At 66.9% G+C, this 15,081-nt stretch carries 14 protein-coding genes; 2 read left to right on the forward strand and 12 right to left on the reverse strand.

The window, feature by feature from the left end:
• Nucleotides 1-49: 49 nt before the first annotated feature.
• The 4 genes from ACX5I6_RS09200 to ACX5I6_RS09215 all read right to left on the reverse strand — a co-directional run bounded on the left by ACX5I6_RS09200 (nucleotide 50) and on the right by ACX5I6_RS09215 (nucleotide 4,114).
• Nucleotides 50-700 carry an arsenate reductase/protein-tyrosine-phosphatase family protein gene (locus ACX5I6_RS09200; RefSeq protein WP_461840263.1) on the reverse strand — a complete coding sequence of 217 codons (651 nt, stop codon included), beginning with the start codon at nucleotides 698-700 and terminating at the stop codon, nucleotides 50-52.
• A gap of 142 nt (nucleotides 701-842) precedes the next feature.
• A complete protein-coding gene (locus tag ACX5I6_RS09205; protein ID WP_461840264.1) occupies nucleotides 843-1,469 on the reverse strand; it encodes a DUF305 domain-containing protein in 627 nt (208 codons plus the stop codon).
• A gap of 54 nt (nucleotides 1,470-1,523) precedes the next feature.
• The gene (locus ACX5I6_RS09210; protein ID WP_461840265.1) at nucleotides 1,524-1,982 is read right to left on the reverse strand and encodes a hypothetical protein; all 459 of its coding nucleotides are present in this window, start codon (nucleotides 1,980-1,982) and stop codon (nucleotides 1,524-1,526) included.
• Entirely contained in the window at nucleotides 1,979-4,114 is a 2,136-nt protein-coding gene (locus tag ACX5I6_RS09215) for a copper-translocating P-type ATPase (protein ID WP_461840266.1), read from the reverse strand. The genes ACX5I6_RS09210 and ACX5I6_RS09215 overlap by 4 nt, the downstream gene beginning before the upstream one ends.
• Nucleotides 4,115-4,336: 222 nt before the next feature.
• Here ACX5I6_RS09215 and ACX5I6_RS09220 point away from each other — a divergent pair, with 222 nt between their 5' ends.
• Both ACX5I6_RS09220 and nhaA read left to right on the forward strand, forming a co-directional pair.
• Nucleotides 4,337-5,056 (forward strand): PAS and ANTAR domain-containing protein, encoded by a 720-nt coding sequence (locus ACX5I6_RS09220; RefSeq protein WP_461840267.1) that lies wholly within the window; start codon nucleotides 4,337-4,339, stop codon nucleotides 5,054-5,056.
• A gap of 85 nt (nucleotides 5,057-5,141) precedes the next feature.
• A complete protein-coding gene (nhaA, locus tag ACX5I6_RS09225) occupies nucleotides 5,142-6,503 on the forward strand; it encodes a Na+/H+ antiporter NhaA (RefSeq protein ID WP_461840268.1) in 1,362 nt (453 codons plus the stop codon).
• 38 nt (nucleotides 6,504-6,541) lie between these two features.
• Here the strand turns inward: nhaA and ACX5I6_RS09230 are convergent, their stop codons facing one another.
• The 8 genes from ACX5I6_RS09230 to ACX5I6_RS09265 form a co-directional block, all read right to left on the reverse strand.
• Entirely contained in the window at nucleotides 6,542-6,787 is a 246-nt protein-coding gene (locus ACX5I6_RS09230; RefSeq protein WP_285247085.1) for a hypothetical protein, read from the reverse strand.
• Nucleotides 6,788-6,982: 195 nt separating this feature from the next.
• Complete coding sequence (locus ACX5I6_RS09235) at nucleotides 6,983-8,140, reverse strand: ABC transporter ATP-binding protein (RefSeq protein ID WP_461840269.1); 1,158 nt, start codon at nucleotides 8,138-8,140, stop codon at nucleotides 6,983-6,985.
• Nucleotides 8,137-9,726, reverse strand: coding sequence for an ABC transporter permease (locus tag ACX5I6_RS09240; protein ID WP_461840270.1), 1,590 nt, complete (start codon nucleotides 9,724-9,726; stop codon nucleotides 8,137-8,139). Before ACX5I6_RS09240 ends, ACX5I6_RS09235 begins: the two co-directional genes overlap by 4 nt.
• 4 nt (nucleotides 9,727-9,730) lie before the next feature.
• Entirely contained in the window at nucleotides 9,731-10,780 is a 1,050-nt protein-coding gene (locus ACX5I6_RS09245) for an iron ABC transporter substrate-binding protein (RefSeq protein ID WP_461840271.1), read from the reverse strand.
• A 191-nt stretch (nucleotides 10,781-10,971) separates the two neighbouring features.
• Nucleotides 10,972-11,376: a hypothetical protein gene (locus ACX5I6_RS09250; protein ID WP_461840272.1), complete on the reverse strand. Its 405-nt coding sequence runs from the start codon at nucleotides 11,374-11,376 to the stop codon at nucleotides 10,972-10,974.
• A gap of 117 nt (nucleotides 11,377-11,493) precedes the next feature.
• Complete coding sequence (locus ACX5I6_RS09255) at nucleotides 11,494-12,216, reverse strand: VIT1/CCC1 transporter family protein (protein ID WP_018761699.1); 723 nt, start codon at nucleotides 12,214-12,216, stop codon at nucleotides 11,494-11,496.
• Nucleotides 12,217-12,291: 75 nt separating this feature from the next.
• The gene (locus ACX5I6_RS09260; RefSeq protein ID WP_461840273.1) at nucleotides 12,292-13,929 is read right to left on the reverse strand and encodes a phospholipase C; all 1,638 of its coding nucleotides are present in this window, start codon (nucleotides 13,927-13,929) and stop codon (nucleotides 12,292-12,294) included.
• 1 nt (nucleotide 13,930) lies between these two features.
• On the reverse strand, nucleotides 13,931-15,013 hold the full coding sequence (locus tag ACX5I6_RS09265; RefSeq protein ID WP_461840274.1) for an alkaline phosphatase family protein: 1,083 nt from the start codon (nucleotides 15,011-15,013) through the stop codon (nucleotides 13,931-13,933).
• Nucleotides 15,014-15,081: the final 68 nt, after the last annotated feature.

Consider the following 15,081-nt stretch of genomic DNA (forward strand, 5'->3'; position numbering starts at 1 on the left):
AAACTGTCACCTGCGGCGTGTCGCCGGGCCGCCGGGCACCCACGGTTCGTTACGGCGCGCCGGCTGCGTCCCCGCGGACCGGGGAATTGAGGCGGGCGTGGCGCAGGATGGACACGATGGCGGGGGCCAGCTGGTCCTCCATCTGCCGGTACACCTCCGGCGGCCGGCGGTACGGGTCCACGATGTCGTTCTCGGCGGGATCTGCAGGGAGTGAGAGGTGCCGCACCCCGGCGGCCCGGGCCGGCAACCCGCGCCAACGGGCTGTGTGGGCAGCCAGCCAGCCGTCGTCGTCGGGCGCCTTGTCCGTGGACGCGGACGTGTCCCGCTGGTCCAGGACGTCGAGCATGCGGGCGAATTCGCGGATGGTGAAGGTGCGCTTGAGGAGGGAGGCATCGAGCTGCAGGACCTCGCCGCGGTGTCCGGAGGTCATGGTGAGCACCAGGTCCACGCCGCGCAGGATGGCAGGGGTGAGCTGCCGTGCCGCAAAGCCCTCCGGATCTCCGCCGAAGGTCCGCACGATCTCCGCGGAAATGGGCTGCATGGGTTCGCCCACCATGGCCCGGGTACCGGCGCTCGCCACCTGGAATCCTCCCGGCACGGCTTGGTCCAGCCCTGCCTGCAGCAGCCGTTCGGCCACGGGCGAGCGGCAGATGTTCCCGGTGCAGACGGTCAGGATCTTGACTGGCGCGGAATTGTCCAAGGAGATGTTCTCTTTCCCAGCTGGCGGCAGGACCGGTGGGCCCGTGCCTTTCAACTTAACACGCAACGGCGCGACGACGGCCCCAGGCCGGGTGCCGCTGCCGCGCCGTGCGTGTTTTGATGCCGGGCGCCCGCCGGCCAGCTTACAGAACGGTCAGCAGCTGCTTCATTTGTGTGATCTCGGCCTGCTGGGCGTCCACGATGTCGTGGCCCAGCTTCACGGCGTCCGGGAATGTGCCGGCGCTGATTTCCTGCCGGGCCATGTCGATGGCGCCCTCATGGTGGCCGATCATCTGCTCAAGGAACAGCTTCGCGGCCTCGGTTCCGGTGGCGGACTTCAGCTTCTCGATGCCGGCATCGTCCACCATGCCCGACATGCCGTGCCCGGGGTCATCGCCCATCATGGTGGGCGCGTTCCAGCCCGTCAGCCATCCGGTCATCTGCTCGATCTCTGGTGCCTGGGCCGCCTTGATCTTCGTGGCGAGCGCTGTCACCTCTGCCGGCACGTCCTTTTCGGCGAGGATGATGCCGCTCATCTCCACTGCCTGGGTGTGGTGCGGAATCATCATTTGGGCAAACATGATGTCAGCCTGGTTATGGTCGGCGCCGGCGCTTGGCATGGTGCCGGCGCTAGGCATCGTAGTCGACATGGGGTTGGAGCTGCCGTGGTCCATGGGCATGCTGCCGCCGGAGCCGGTGGCGCAGCCGGCGAGGCTGAGGGACGCGGCGAGGGCAACGGTGATGGACAGGGTCTTGAATGTGGTTTTCATGGTGTCTTTCAGGGAGGTAGTGGAACTGGACCGGGGTGGTGGGCACAGTCCGGTTTACGTCCGGCTGATGGACAGGTCGCAGGGTGTGGGGCTGGGCGGCAGGTACCCATAGGAGGAGCTGGGGTGGCCCGCCGGCGGCAGCAGTGGAACGACCGCAAGGGTTGCCTGCGGCGGGAAAACCGCCACGGGGCTGCCGGGGACCGACGGCACGCAGGGCGCCCCCGACTCCTGCGCTCCCGGGCACGAGGTGCCGCACGTGGACAGGGCCGGCGCGTGCATGGAAGCCGCTGCGGCCGCGTGGCCGGTATGGCCGTGATGGTCTCCAACCGTGGACTGCACGACGGCGGTGTGCCCGGCGGGTGCCGTGTGTGAGGCTGCGCTGTGTGACACAACGCCCTGCGCAACAGGCCCGTGTGAGGCGTGGCCCGCGGTCAGGACGTGCATGCCCAGGAGCCCGATGATGACCGCCAGCATGCCGGCCAGCAGCCAGGCCTGGCGCAGCGCCCGGTTCACTGCACCTCCGACGGGTTCAGTTTCAGGCGCCGGAGGAGCTGGGCGTTCAGGGCCACCACTACGGTGGAGGCGGACATCAGCACCGCCCCTGCCGCCGGCGAGAGCACCACTCCGGCAAAGGCCAGGACGCCTGCGGCCAGCGGCACGGACAGGATGTTGTAGCCGGCGGCCCACACCAGGTTCTGCCACATCTTCCGGTAGCTCGCCCGGGACAGGTCCACCATGGACAACACGGCCCGCGGATCGTTTCCTGCCAGCACCACGCCGGCGGATTCCATGGCCACGTCGGTCCCGGCGCCAATGGCGATGCCCACCTCGGCGCGGGCAAGGGCCGGGGAGTCGTTGACGCCGTCGCCCACCATGGCCACCTTCAAGCCGCGGGCCTGCAGTTCGGCGACTTTCTTGTCCTTGTCCGCTGGAAGGACCTCAGCGAATACCTCGTCAATGCCCAGGTCCGCGGCCACGGTCTGCGCCACCTGGCGCGCGTCGCCGGTGACCATGGCCACCTTGATACCGCGGCGCTGGAGGGCTGACACTGCCTGCCGCGATTCGGCCCGCACGGCGTCTTCCATGCTCACGGCACCCAGGACGGTGCCGTCGCCGTCCACCACGTGCAGCACGGCGGCGCCGCGGTCCTTCCAGGCGCGCGTCCGGGCGGCCAAGGGCTCGGGTTCGACGACGCCGAGCTCGCGCAGGAGCGCGGGCCCGCCCACGTGCACAGTGCGGCCGTCCACGGCGGCCCGGACGCCCCGGCCCGCCAGGGCGGTGAAGCCGGTTGCCGCCGGGAGTTCCAGGTTCCGGGCCGCAGCGGCCCGGACAATGGCACGCGCCACGGGATGCTCGCTGTCGGATTCGACGGCGGCGGCGAGGGCGAGCACGGAATCGGCCTCGGCCCCTTCGACCGCGGCGATGTCCTTCAGTTCAGGTTCGCCGGTGGTCAGGGTGCCGGTCTTGTCGAACAGGACGACGTCGACGGTGCGCATGCGCTCCAGTGCCATTCGGTTCTTGATGAGCACCCCTGCCCGGGCGGCCTGTTCGGTGGAAATGGCGATGACCAGCGGGATGGCCAGCCCCAACGCGTGCGGGCAGGCGATCACCAGGACAGTGACGGTACGGGTAACGGCGTCCGGGACGCTTCCCAGCAGCGTCCAGCCGATGAAGGTCAGCACGCCGGCTCCGGCGGCGAAGTAGAACAGGAACGCCGCCGCGCGGTCCGCGAGGGCTTGCGCGCGCGAGGATGAGGCCTGTGCCTCCTCCACCAGCCGCTGGATTCCGGCCAGGGCGGTCTGGTCGCCCACCGCCGTGACGCGGACCCGGACGCTGCTGTCCGTGGCCACGGTTCCGGCCACCACCGGATCGCCCGCTCCGCGTGGAACGGTTTTGGATTCGCCGGTGATCATGGACTCGTCGAACTCCGCCTGGCCGTCCACTACGGTTCCGTCGGCCGGCATCCGGGCTCCGGGGCGGACCAGGACCAGATCGTTGGGGGCCAGTTCGGAAACAGGGACTGTCTCGAGGCCGCTCCCGGTGATGCGCTCGGCCTCGTCCGGGAGCAGCGCGGCGAGGGCGTCCAGGGCGCCCTGGGCGGATCCGAGGGCGCGCATTTCGATCCAGTGTCCCAGCAGCATGATGGCCACCAGGAGTGCCAGCTCCCACCAGAAATCCAGGTCGAAGCCGCCGATCCCCAGGCTGGTGACCCACGAGGCCGCAAAGGCCACGGTGATGGCCATGGCGATCAGCAGCATCATCCCGGGCGTGCGGTCCTTGAGTTCCTGGAGGCCGCCCTTGAGGAACGGCTGGCCGCCGTACAGGAAGATCACGGTGCCCAGCACGGGCGGAATCCAGGCGGCGCCGGGGAATTCCGGTGCCATGTAGCCCAGCAGGTGGCCCATCATGGGGCTGAAATAGACCACCGGCACGGACAGGGCGAGCGTCAGCCAGAACCGGTTCTTGAACATGGCGGTGCTGTGCCCGGCGTGCTGCCCGTGGGTGTGCAAGGCGTGGTCGTCGCCATGCGCGTGGCCGCCGGGGTGGGGGTGCCCGGTGGGGTTCGCGTGACCGTCGGCGCCTGCCGGCGGGTGGGTGAGGGGGCCGGCCGGTGCCGGGTGGTGGGACTGGTTCCCGTGGCTCATGACAGTTCCATTCCATAGACGATCATGGGGCGCTGGGGTTGACCGGCTGTAAGGCCGGTGCAGGCACCGGCCGGGACACACCACGTCACTGACAACACCTCGAATATACCCCCTAGGGGTATATATGTTCAAGTCCCTAGACCATGAAGCCCGGGAGTTCCATAGGACCTCCCGCTCTACTTTCCGCTGCTCCATTCGCCCATACTGGGAGGAGCGAGTACGGTGCCGGCCCGCTGGGGGCTGGCCAAAACCTGGGAAGTGGGCCTCGTGACCGAGCTGAGCGACTTGTACACCTACTCCAGTGCCCTCGGCGACGACCAGTGCGACGCCGGGGTGTTCCGCGTGGACCTGGCCGGGCCGGCGTTCCACTGGTCCAATGGCATGTACCGGCTGCACGGCTACCAGCGCGGCGAGGTGGTGCCCACCCACGAACTCGTCTTTGCGCACAAGCATCCCGATGACCGCGGACAATGCGAAGAAATCACCGCCAAGGTGGCCGAAACCGGCGGCTTCTTCTGCATGTACCACCGCATCATTGACGCCAAAGGCCACACCCGCCGGGTGATGACCTCCGGTGAAGCGATCCTCGGCGACGACGGATCAGTGGTGGCCCTCGAAGGCGTGATGGTGGACCTCACCAGGACCCTGCAGCGCGAAACCGAACAGACGGCGCGGGACGCCGTTGCCGGCGCCACCTCCACCCGCACTGTGATCGACCAGGCACGCGGCATCCTCATGGGCCTGCTCAAGCTTGGCTCGGACGAGGCCTTCCAGTTGCTCGTGGCCACCAGCAGCCACCGGAACGTCAAGCTCGTGGTGGTGGCCGCCGAACTGGTGCAGCTTGCCAATTCCGTTGACGGGCGGACCTACCTGGACCGGGCCGTGCGGGCCATCCAGGTGCACGGACGGAGCCGGGACACCGGGGGACGCCGCGCCGGCTGACCACCCCGCCCGGTAGAATAGACCCAGGTGCGCCGGGAAGTCTGGTCGGCATGGATTTGTCGAACCCGGAAATAAGGATGCCACCATGACCTCCACCCCGCCTGCACCAACACCGCCCCGTCGGAACACGTTTTTCGGCTCCACCGTCTTCTCCCGCGGCAGCTACGCCGAGGCCCTCCGGATCGGTGAAATCCTCCGCAAGGAAACGGTCGGCGGAGCCCTCCTCGTCATCGCGGCGGTCATCGCCCTCATCTGGGCCAACTCCCCGGCGTCGGAAAGCTACTTTGCCCTTCGCGACTTCACGGTGGGCTATGCGCCGTGGCACCTGGAGCTGAGCCTTGGTGCCTGGGCGGCTGACGGCCTGCTGGCCATTTTCTTCTTCCTGGTGGGCCTGGAACTCAAACGGGAATTCGTGGCCGGTGACCTGCGGCAGATCAGCAAATCGATCGTCCCCGTGGCCGCCGCCGTGGGCGGCGTGGCCGTCCCGGCGGTGATCTACTTTGTCGTCAACCTCTCCAGCCCGGAAACCCTGCGCGGCTGGGCCATCCCCACGGCAACCGACATTGCTTTTGCCGTGGCCGTGCTGGCCATCATCGGGTCCCACCTGCCCAGCGCGCTGCGGATCTTCCTGCTGACGCTGGCCGTGGTGGATGACTTGATTGCCATCACCATCATTGCGTTCTTCTACTCCAGCGACATCCAGCCCACCCCGCTGCTCCTGGCGTTCATTCCGCTGGCGGCCTACGCGTTCCTGGCGCAAAAGTACCGCCGGTTCTTCGGCCGCCATGCCGCCGCGGCGTGGTTGATCCTGCTGCCGCTGGGGGTGCTCACCTGGGCGCTGGTGCATGCCTCCGGCATCCATGCCACCGTGGCCGGTGTGCTGTTGGGCTTCGCCGTGCCGGTGATCAGGTCACAGGCCTCCGGCGGTCCGGAAGCGGGCCCGGGGCTCGCCGAGATCTTCGAACACCGGTTCCGGCCCATTTCCGCGGGCATTGCGGTCCCCATCTTTGCGTTCTTCTCCGCGGGCGTGCTGGTCGGCGGATGGGAAGGCCTGGTTTCGGCGTTGTCGGACCCGGTGGCGCTTGGCATCATTCTGGGCCTGGTCCTGGGCAAGCCGGTGGGAATCCTTGCCACCACCTGGGTGCTGACCAAAGCCACAAGGGCCAGCCTGGACAGCTCCTTCACCTGGATCGACGTGTTCGGCGTCGCGCTGCTGGCGGGCATCGGCTTCACCGTGTCCCTGCTCGTGGCGGAGCTCAGCTTCGGCAACGGCAGCCTGCATGACGACCATGCCAAGGTGGGCATCCTGGCCGCATCACTGATCGCCGCGCTGCTGGCGACGGTGGTGCTGCGAACCCGGAACCGCCAGTACCGGCTCGCCGAAGAGCTCGAGAAGGTGGATTCGGACCACGACGGCGTCCCGGACGTCTACCAGGAACGCACCTAAGCCGCTGGTGCCGTGGCCCGCCCGGCCGGAAACCCTGCTCAGGCGGTCGCGAGCGGCTTCGCCTGGGCGGCGGGTGGAACGGCCGGGGCCTCCACGTGCCGGATCTCCAGGGCCTCCGGGTCCAGCAGCTTCCGCGCACCGGTCCGGGAATCCAGGATCCAGAAGAGCTCAAGGGCCGGGACGACGTCGGTCACCCGGCCGCTGTGGAAAAGCTTGCCCCGGTGCCAGGCTTCGATCTGGTCCCCGATGCGGAGCTGCGCGGTACGTATTCCTTGTGCCTCCATGAGGGCTGCCTCCTGCTGTTGTGTCCCCGTAAGCACAGCTTGCCGTGAAGAGGTTGCCGGAGTGTTTCGGCCCGGTGTTTTTTCTGTGTCAGGAGTGGCGGGCGCACCGGACAGAAGCTTGTTCGACCATCTGTGCCCTGTAGCTTCGGATGCGCGGACAAGCTTCTGATCCGCCGCTGAGTGCGGCCGGGGAGCTCAGTCCTCCATCGGGAACGCGACGGCTTCGCCCACCACCCGGAGGCACAGTTCCATTCCGGGCCGTGCGATCGAGGCGTTCCAGTGCCGGATGGTGATCACTTCGCCGCCGCCGGGGTACCGGTGATCCGCGTGCTCCGCCACCTCTTGCGGCACGTTGAGCTTGAGCCGCACCGTGGTTTCGGGGCCGAAGTAGTCAGTGTCCACCACCACGCCGCGGATGGGGCCGTCCTCGGCGATGCGGATCTGCTCGGGCCGCAGCATCAGCTGGACCTTCCCCTGCGCCGGCGGGCGGCGCACCGGGATCCCGCCCAGCGAACAGGTGGCCAACGACCCTTCGAGCCAGGCGTCCAGGATGACGGCATCGCCCAGGAACTCGGCGGTGGCCCGGTCCGCGGGACGGGTGTAGACGACGAAGGGGTTGCCGATCTGGGCCAGCTTGCCGCCGCGCATGACCGCCACCTGGTCGGCGAAGGACAATGCCTCGGCCTGGTCGTGGGTGACCAGGATGGTGGTGACCCCGGCCTCGGCCAGGACCTTGGCCACGGCGCGGCGGGTGGCCACGCGGAGGCCCGCGTCCAAGGCTGAGAAGGGCTCGTCCAGGAGCATCAGTTCCGGTTCCCGGGCCAAGGCGCGGGCCAGGGCCACGCGCTGCTGCTGGCCGCCGGAGAGCTGGTGCGGGCGGCGCTTGGCCATGGCCGGATCCAGGGACACCATTTCCAGGAGTTCCGCCACCCGGGCCGCGACAGCCCGCCGGCCGCCCTCCAGCTTGGCCGGGTCCAGGCCGAAGGCAACGTTCTGGCCCACCGTCAGGTGCGGGAACAGTGCGCCGTCCTGGGCAACGTAGCCGATCTGGCGTTTGTGGGCGGGGAGCCATGCGCCCTCGCCTGCCACCGTGGTGCCGTTGAGCGAGATGGTGCCCGTGTCCGGGTGTTCAAAACCGGCGATGAGGCGCAGCAGCGTGGTCTTGCCGGAGCCGGACGGACCCACGATGGCGGTGGTCCCGCCTTTGGCCACGGACAGGTTGACGCCCCTCAGGACCGCCTGGGATCCAAAGTTCTTGGTGACGTCCGTGATCTGGAGGTGGCTGTTGGTGGTTGCCGCCACGGAGGGGGAGACCCGTGGTTCGGGCAGCCGACGGGTGGATGGTGCTGTCACTGTCCGGCTACTTTCTTGGACTGTTGGAAGAGGAGATAGGTCATCGGGGCGGAAAGCAGGATCATCAGCAGGGCATAGGGCGCGGCTCCGGCGTAGTCGATTTCGCTGCTCTTGCTCCAGAACTCGGTGGCCAGGGTCTTGGTGCCGTTGGGGGACAGCAGCAACGTGGCGGTGAGCTCATTGGCGATGGCCAGGAACACCAGGGCCGCGCCGCCGGCGGCGGCCGGGGCGGTCAGCCGCAGTGTGACGCGGATGAAGGCCAGCAGCGGCGGCTTGCCCAGCGCCTGCGCGGCCTCGTCAAGCTCCTTGGGAGCCTGCGCCAGCCCGGCCCGGAGGTTCACCAGGGCCCGGGGCAGGAACAGCAGGATGTACGCCGCCACCAGCACTCCGGCCGTTTGGTAGATGCCCGGCATCACGCGGATGCTGACGGTGACGAACGCCAGGGCCACCACGATGCCGGGCATGGAGCTGGTGACGTAGTTGGACAGTTCCAGGGACTTGCTGAACCAGCCGGGTTTCCGGACCGCGAGGTAGGCCATGGGGAACGCGACCACGATGGTGGCGGCAGCGCCGGCCAGGCCATACCCGAACGTGGCCAGCAGGGCCGGGAGGAATTCGGCGGCGGTCCAGACGTCCGCGCCGCCGGCCACGATCCATTTCAGTACGTAGTACAGGGGGAGGCCGAACGCCAGTGCCGTCAGCGCCAGCAGGAAGGCCTGGCCCGGGATCTGGTAGGCGTGCAGCGGGAGCCGGAGTGCCCGTGCCTGGGCACCTGAGCCGATCCTCGCGTACCGGGCGGTGCCGCGGCTGCGGACCTCGGCCATCAGCAACAGCAGGCAGAAGAACACCAGCACGCTGGCCAGCATGTTGCCCGCGGCCCCGTTGAACGTTGAACGGTACTGGGTCATGATCGCGGTGGTGAAGGTATCGAACCGGATCATGGCGAAGGCGCCGTATTCGGCGAGCAGGTGCAGCCCCACCAGGAGGCCGCCGCCCGTCAGTGCGATCCGCAGCTGGGGAAGCACCACCCGGAAGAAGGCCCGCCAGGCGCCCAGTCCCAGTGCGGCGGCGGACTGCTCGATGGCAGGGTCCAACCGGCTGAGCGTGGCGGCCGCCGGAATGTACACCAGCGGGAAGTAGGACAGGGTGGAGATCAGGATTCCCGAGCCCAGGCCGCCGAGCGAGGGGATGGCCGAAACCCAGGCGTAGCTGTTCACGAATGCCGGGATGGCCAGGGGAGCGGCCAGCAGGACAGCCCAGATCCGCCGGCCGCGGAGGTTGGTCCGTTCCACCAGCCATGCCCCCGCCACGCCAAGCAGCAGGCACAGCGGCACGGTGGCGGCCATCAGGAGCAGGGTGTTGGCCAGCAGTTCGCCCACCCGGGGGCGCAGGATGAGGGCGACGGCGGTGTCCCACCCGGTTGCCACCGTCATGTACACCACGTACCCCAGCGGGACGAGGGAGAAGAGGGCGATCAGCACCGCCAGGATGGACACCGCGGAAACGCCGAAAGGCGGGCGGGGGCTGTTGCCCCGGCCCGCCGTCGTCGTGCCCCGCCTGGCGGGAGCCGATAGATCGGTGGTCACGGAATTAGAGGAGTCCGGCCTGGGTCATCAGATCGCTGACCTTCTGGGAGTTGAGCTTCGCGGCGTCAACCTTGGGCGCCTGCAGGTCCTTGATGGGCACCAGTTTGTCGTTGGCGGGCACATCGGAGCCGATGGCGTATTCGAACGACGTTCCGTTCTTCAGCACTTCCTGCCCCTTCTTGCCGGTGATGAACTTCAGGAACGCCTGCGCGGCCGCAGCATTCTTGGAGGACTTGAGCACGCCGCCGCCGGAGACGGACAGGAACGCGCCCGGGTCCTCGTTCTTGAAGTAGTACGGCGTGACGTTGTTGGAGTTCTCGCCGGTCTTGGCCTGGTCGCCATAGTAGTAGTAGTGGTAGATCAGCGCGGCGTCCACTTCGCCGGCGTTGACCGCCTTCATGGCCGTGCTGTTGCCCTTGTAGGCCTTGGAGTTGTCCTTCATGGCCTTGAGCCAGTCTTCGGTGGCGCTTTCACCCTTGAGTTCGAGCAGTGCCGAGACGATGGCCTGGAAGTCGGCGCCGGTGGGCGAAGCGGCCCAGCGGCCCTTCCACTCCGGCTTGGCCAGGTCCAGCATGGACTTGGGCAGCTGGTCCTCGGTGAGCTTGGTCTTGTTGTACACCAAGACGGTGGAACGGGCGGCGATGCCCGTCCACTTGCCGGTGGACGGCGCGAACTCGGCGGGAACCTGGGCCAGGGTGTCCTTGTTGACGTCGGCGAACAGGCCGGCGTTCTCCACCTGCGTCATGGCGGGGGAGTTCTCGGTGAGGAACACGTCCGCGGGGGACGCCTGGCCTTCCTGGATGATCTGGTTGGACATTTCGGTGTCGTCGCCCTGGCGGAGGGTCACCTTGATGCCGGTTTCCGCCGTGAAGGCGTCCACCCATTCCTTGGTGAGGCTCTCGTGCTGGGCGTTGTAGACAGTGATCTCGCCGGAGGCGGCGCTGTTGGAAGCGGAGCTGTCACCGGCGGGCGTGCCACCGCCGCAGGCGGTCAGGCCGAGAGCTGCGGTGGCGGCGAGTGCGATGCCTGCCAGCGCGCTGTTGCGGATCTTCATTGAGGCTGCTTTCGTGGGGAAAAGTCTGCGTGAACCTAAGTCTCTACGGGCACCGGGAGACGGTGCCTATGTTCAAAAACTGTAGGGTAGGCAAACCTAAGCTCCAAGCCGGAAAGCGCTTTAAGTGACGAGGTTCACATCAATTACGCAAACATGGCGTGACGTAATTAGGTTTCGGTGGTGGCATGCACCTAGCGGATCCCGGCCCAGACCGATGCCGCCCCGGAGTGGCCCGTCACAATGCTCTGGTACATCAGGAACAGACCCGCCAGGATGCCCACGACAGAGGCCGCCAGCGGCAGCCAGCGGCCGTGCAGGAGTCGGCGCAGGCCGCGAAAGGCTGGCCAGCGCGTCAGCAGGGATGGGAAAGCGGCTGCGATCTGCGCAGCCGCGGCAAGCAGAAAAAGCACCGTGACATAGCGGAGGAATTTCCCCTGCTGAGCGTGCTCCTCGATGAGCTTCGACAGCCCTTTTGCCCTCTCCAGCTGTTCTCCCGCTTCGGCGGTGAGGACGGACAGCGGGACCAACAGCAGCGCCAGGACACCCAGGGGCCACGCCAAGTAACGCCTGGAACGCTTGAACACCGCGAACACCACTGCTGCAACCCCTGCAAGGGGGGGCCAGGACCACAACGCCATGAAGAAGCAGGATATGGGCAGGAAGGCCGGCGATTTCCAGCATAGGCAGCTCCGATCAGTGCTTGATCCAGGGAACTAGGCGATGCCGGTGGTGCCCAGGAGGCTGCCCACCGCAAACGTGAAGGCCATGGCCAGTGCCCCGCCCACCACAAGCCGCAGGGTTGCCTTGCGCTTGGAGCTTCCGCCAATCCTGGCGCTGACCGTGCCGGTCAAGGCGAGCGCCAGGATCACGGCAACGAACGTGACCGGGATGCGCGCCTGCTCCGGCGGGAAAATGATGGCAAGCATCGGCAGCACGGCGCCGACCGTGAACGCGATTGCGGAGGCGAAGGCGGCGTGCCATGGGCTCACCACTTCCTCCTCGTCGATGTTCAGTTCGGCTGACAGGTGCGCCTTCAACGCGTCCTTCGCGGTGAGCTCCTCGGCGACGGTCCGGGCCGTGGCTTCGCTGAGCCCCTTGGCCTGGTAGATCTCCGCAAGCTCGGCCAATTCGCCATCGGGGTCGTCCCGGAGCTCCTGGCGCTCCTTCTCGATCAATGCCCGCTGGCTGTCGCTCTGGCTGCTGACGGACACGTATTCGCCCAAGGCCATGGAGACGGCGCCGCCCACCACCGCGGCCGTGCCGGCTACCAGGATCGGGGCGAGGTCGTTGGTGACACCCGCGACGCCCACCACGGTTGCCGCGACAGAGACGATCCCGTCGTTGGCGCCAAGGACGCCGGCCCTCAGCCAGTTCAGGCGGGCGGCCACGCTGCTGTCGTGGGGTTCGTTGTGGCTGAGCTTCACGGTTTCAGACATGCTGGAAGTTAACCACCGCCCGGTTCCGTTTACCACAAAGGTTTGCATCCCCTAACACCCGCGGAATCCGGGGCGTCAGTACGTGGTGGCGTTGGGCAGGATCAGCGGCGGCCGTGGTACCTGGTTGAAATCGAACGCCGCGGCCAGGTTTCCCAGTATCGGGTTGTCCTCGCGGACGCCGGGACGGTTGTCCGGCCGGCCGTCGGTGGCCGGGTCAATGCGCTCCCCTCCCAGGAAGTCATCTTCGATGAATTTGAAGTACGCGTCATGGCTGAGGACCTGGTGGTCGATGTACCCCTTCTTCGCGTACGGGCTGATCACCAGTCCCGGGACGCGCACCCCGTAGCCGTTGCCGTCCGCTACGGGCGGGGCAACATGGTCATAGAAGCCGCCCCAGTCATCCCAGGTCAGGAAGATGGCCGTGCTGTCCCAGTCCGGGCCGCTCATTATGGCGTTGATCAGCCCGGCAACATATGCCTGCCCGGTGCTGAGTCTTGCCGGCGGATGTTCACTGACCACATCGGTGGGTGCGATCCAGGTGACCGCGGGGAGCCTGCCGTTGCGGGCGTCGTCGTAAAAGCCGTTCAGCGGCTTGATGTTACCCAGCTCGCCGTCCTGCTTGACGGTGTCGAAGTACGGAAGGGGGTTCCACCGGCCCGGCGTTTGGGCGTCCTGCTCTATCGGGGTGCACGTGGCGGCATCGTTGCGGCAGTCCGGTTCCGTCCCCTGGAAAACGTAGTACGCCCAAGGCACTGAGTTTTTGTGCAGCAGGTACGTCAGGTCTGTCCACGAATAGTTGGGCAGTTTGAGGTTTTTGGCCGCCTGGGTCAGTTTCACTTTCAGGTCTGCCGGAACGTCCGCCGAGTCGACAGCGGTGCGGCAGGCGGAGTAGGAATCCGTGGGCTTGCAGTTGGCGCTGACAAGCTGCCCGATCTGGGTGGCCAGATCGGGGGTGATTCCCACGGCCTGGAGGGCGTCCCTGCAGGGCCCCAGGTCAACCCCGGCCTGGCATTTGCCGATCAGGCTTTGCTCGAGGGCTTGCTTTTCGGGTTCTGGGTCCACGTTCAGCAGCTCATTGGTGCATGACGACGGGTCCCCGGACTTGGTGCACTTGGCGGCCCATTCGGACACCAGGTACAGGTGGGCGGCAAGGCTGCCGGCGGCCGAGGAAGTGAACATATGGTCCTGCAGCACGAAGTTGTCGGCGTAAGTCCAGTACGTGGGCAGTTCGGTTCGGTCGTGGTATCCCAAAACGTCCGTTGCCTTCTGGCTGTACTTGCAGTCAACCGCCGCCGCCGCGCAGTGGGCCAGGCCCTTTTCGGCCTGGGCCACGAACCCATCCATGGCGCCATGGCTGATGTCGGCCGTCGCATCTGCCGGGCTGTGAGGGCCGCCGGCGTTGCTGTCTTTGGTGTCATGGAACGGCCGTGCGCAACCACCATGGGCGGGGTCCTGGATGCAGACAGCGGGCTGGCCGTCCTGCATGGGTATTCCGTCCGCGCCGGGGTAGGTGCCGAAGTAACTGTCGAAGGATCTGTTTTCCTGGGTGATGATCACTACGTGTTTGATCTTGGCGATCCCGGTATCCCCTCCGGGAAATACGCCGGCGCGCAGCGCGGCTGGCACCATGGCGGCGAGGACTGCCAGGGCTACCACTGTTGCGGCGGCCAGGACGAGGGCAGTACGTCGTCGTCCGTTCCGGAGCCGCCGCATGTCAGGACCCTGACTGGTAGACGTCGCTGCCGAAGGTCTTCACTCCGGGGTCGGCCGCCAACCCGAGCCGCGGGAGGTGGAACAAGTCCTCCATGGTGGCCAGCAAGCTGTAATGGTTGTACGGCTGGTCTGACGAGGCGGCCGCGGTGCTGAAAGGCGAAATTACAAGTGCCCCCACCCTCCCGCCGGCCGAACCGCCTGCGGGGCTTCCCGGGTCTCCCTCGGAGGGGCCCACCGTGCCGCCGTCGGTCTCGTCGAAGGTGATGACCAGCATGCCGTCCTGCAGGAATGCCGGCGACGACAAAATAGCTGGTACCTCGGCCTTGAGCCACGAGTCCACTGCCCCCAGGCCACCCCGACTGCCGTCAGCGCAGGTCGAATCGTGCCCGTCGTGGCAGAGGTTGGGCGTGACATAGGCAAGGTTCGGGGTGGTGTCAACAGACTTTAGGTCGTTTGCGAGCGCCGAGAAGTTGACCACGTTTTTGGTGCAATCCGGAGAGGAGGTAATCGAGCGGAAGTAGACGAAGGGGTCGTGGTGGGTGGAGTACATGTCGTTGGGCAGGGCGTGCCCGTGGTTGTCCGGTTCACCGAGGACCGGGTGTTCACAGGGCTGTTGCATGTCCTCCATGTAGCCCTTCCATGTTTTACCTTGGGCTGTCAGTTGCCCGGCCAGGGTCTGGGTTTCCTCCGGGTACAGGCAGCCATTGCCCTGCAGCGTGCCTTCCGGGCCGGTGCCGGTGGCGTTGAACTCCTTGTAAGTGCGGCAGTCCTGTTCCGTATCGATGTTGGGCTGCTGGCCGGAAATCTGGGCCAGGTAGTTGGGCAGTGAGTTGTGGGCGATACCGTAGTAGTTCATCAGCAGGACGCCCTTCCTGCGGAGCGTTCCGGACAGGAAAGGTGCGGGGGAGTTGCTCCCCCACACGGAGTCGTAGCCTTTGTTTTCCAGGTTGATGACAAATACATGCTGCGGCGTGCCTGCCTTCGAGGGAATGTCCGGCAGCGGTGCTGCAGTGTCAGGCTCGGAGGCTGGTGCGGGAGCCTGGCAAGCCACCAGGGCGAACAGGAGCAGTGCTAAAACCGGCACTATTGCTGGCGAATGATCCCGCACAACACTGCGGGATCGGATTTTAAACGGTTCACGGGCGGCCTCCG

The sequence above is a fragment of the Arthrobacter sp. MMS24-T111 genome (assembly GCF_054888995.1).

Bases quoted from the DNA above. Each gene is read 5' to 3' on its own strand.
- ACX5I6_RS09205 (WP_461840264.1), bottom strand. From the start codon at position 1,469: ATGAAAACCACATTCAAGACCCTGTCCATCACCGTTGCCCTCGCCGCG.
- ACX5I6_RS09215 (WP_461840266.1), bottom strand. From the start codon at position 4,114: ATGAGCCACGGGAACCAGTCCCACCACCCGGCACCGGCCGGCCCCCTC.
- nhaA (WP_461840268.1), top strand. From the start codon at position 5,142: ATGACCTCCACCCCGCCTGCACCAACACCGCCCCGTCGGAACACGTTT.
- ACX5I6_RS09230 (WP_285247085.1), bottom strand. From the start codon at position 6,787: ATGGAGGCACAAGGAATACGTACCGCGCAGCTCCGCATCGGGGACCAG.
- ACX5I6_RS09245 (WP_461840271.1), bottom strand. From the start codon at position 10,780: ATGAAGATCCGCAACAGCGCGCTGGCAGGCATCGCACTCGCCGCCACC.
- ACX5I6_RS09255 (WP_018761699.1), bottom strand. From the start codon at position 12,216: ATGTCTGAAACCGTGAAGCTCAGCCACAACGAACCCCACGACAGCAGC.
- ACX5I6_RS09260 (WP_461840273.1), bottom strand. From the start codon at position 13,929: ATGCGGCGGCTCCGGAACGGACGACGACGTACTGCCCTCGTCCTGGCC.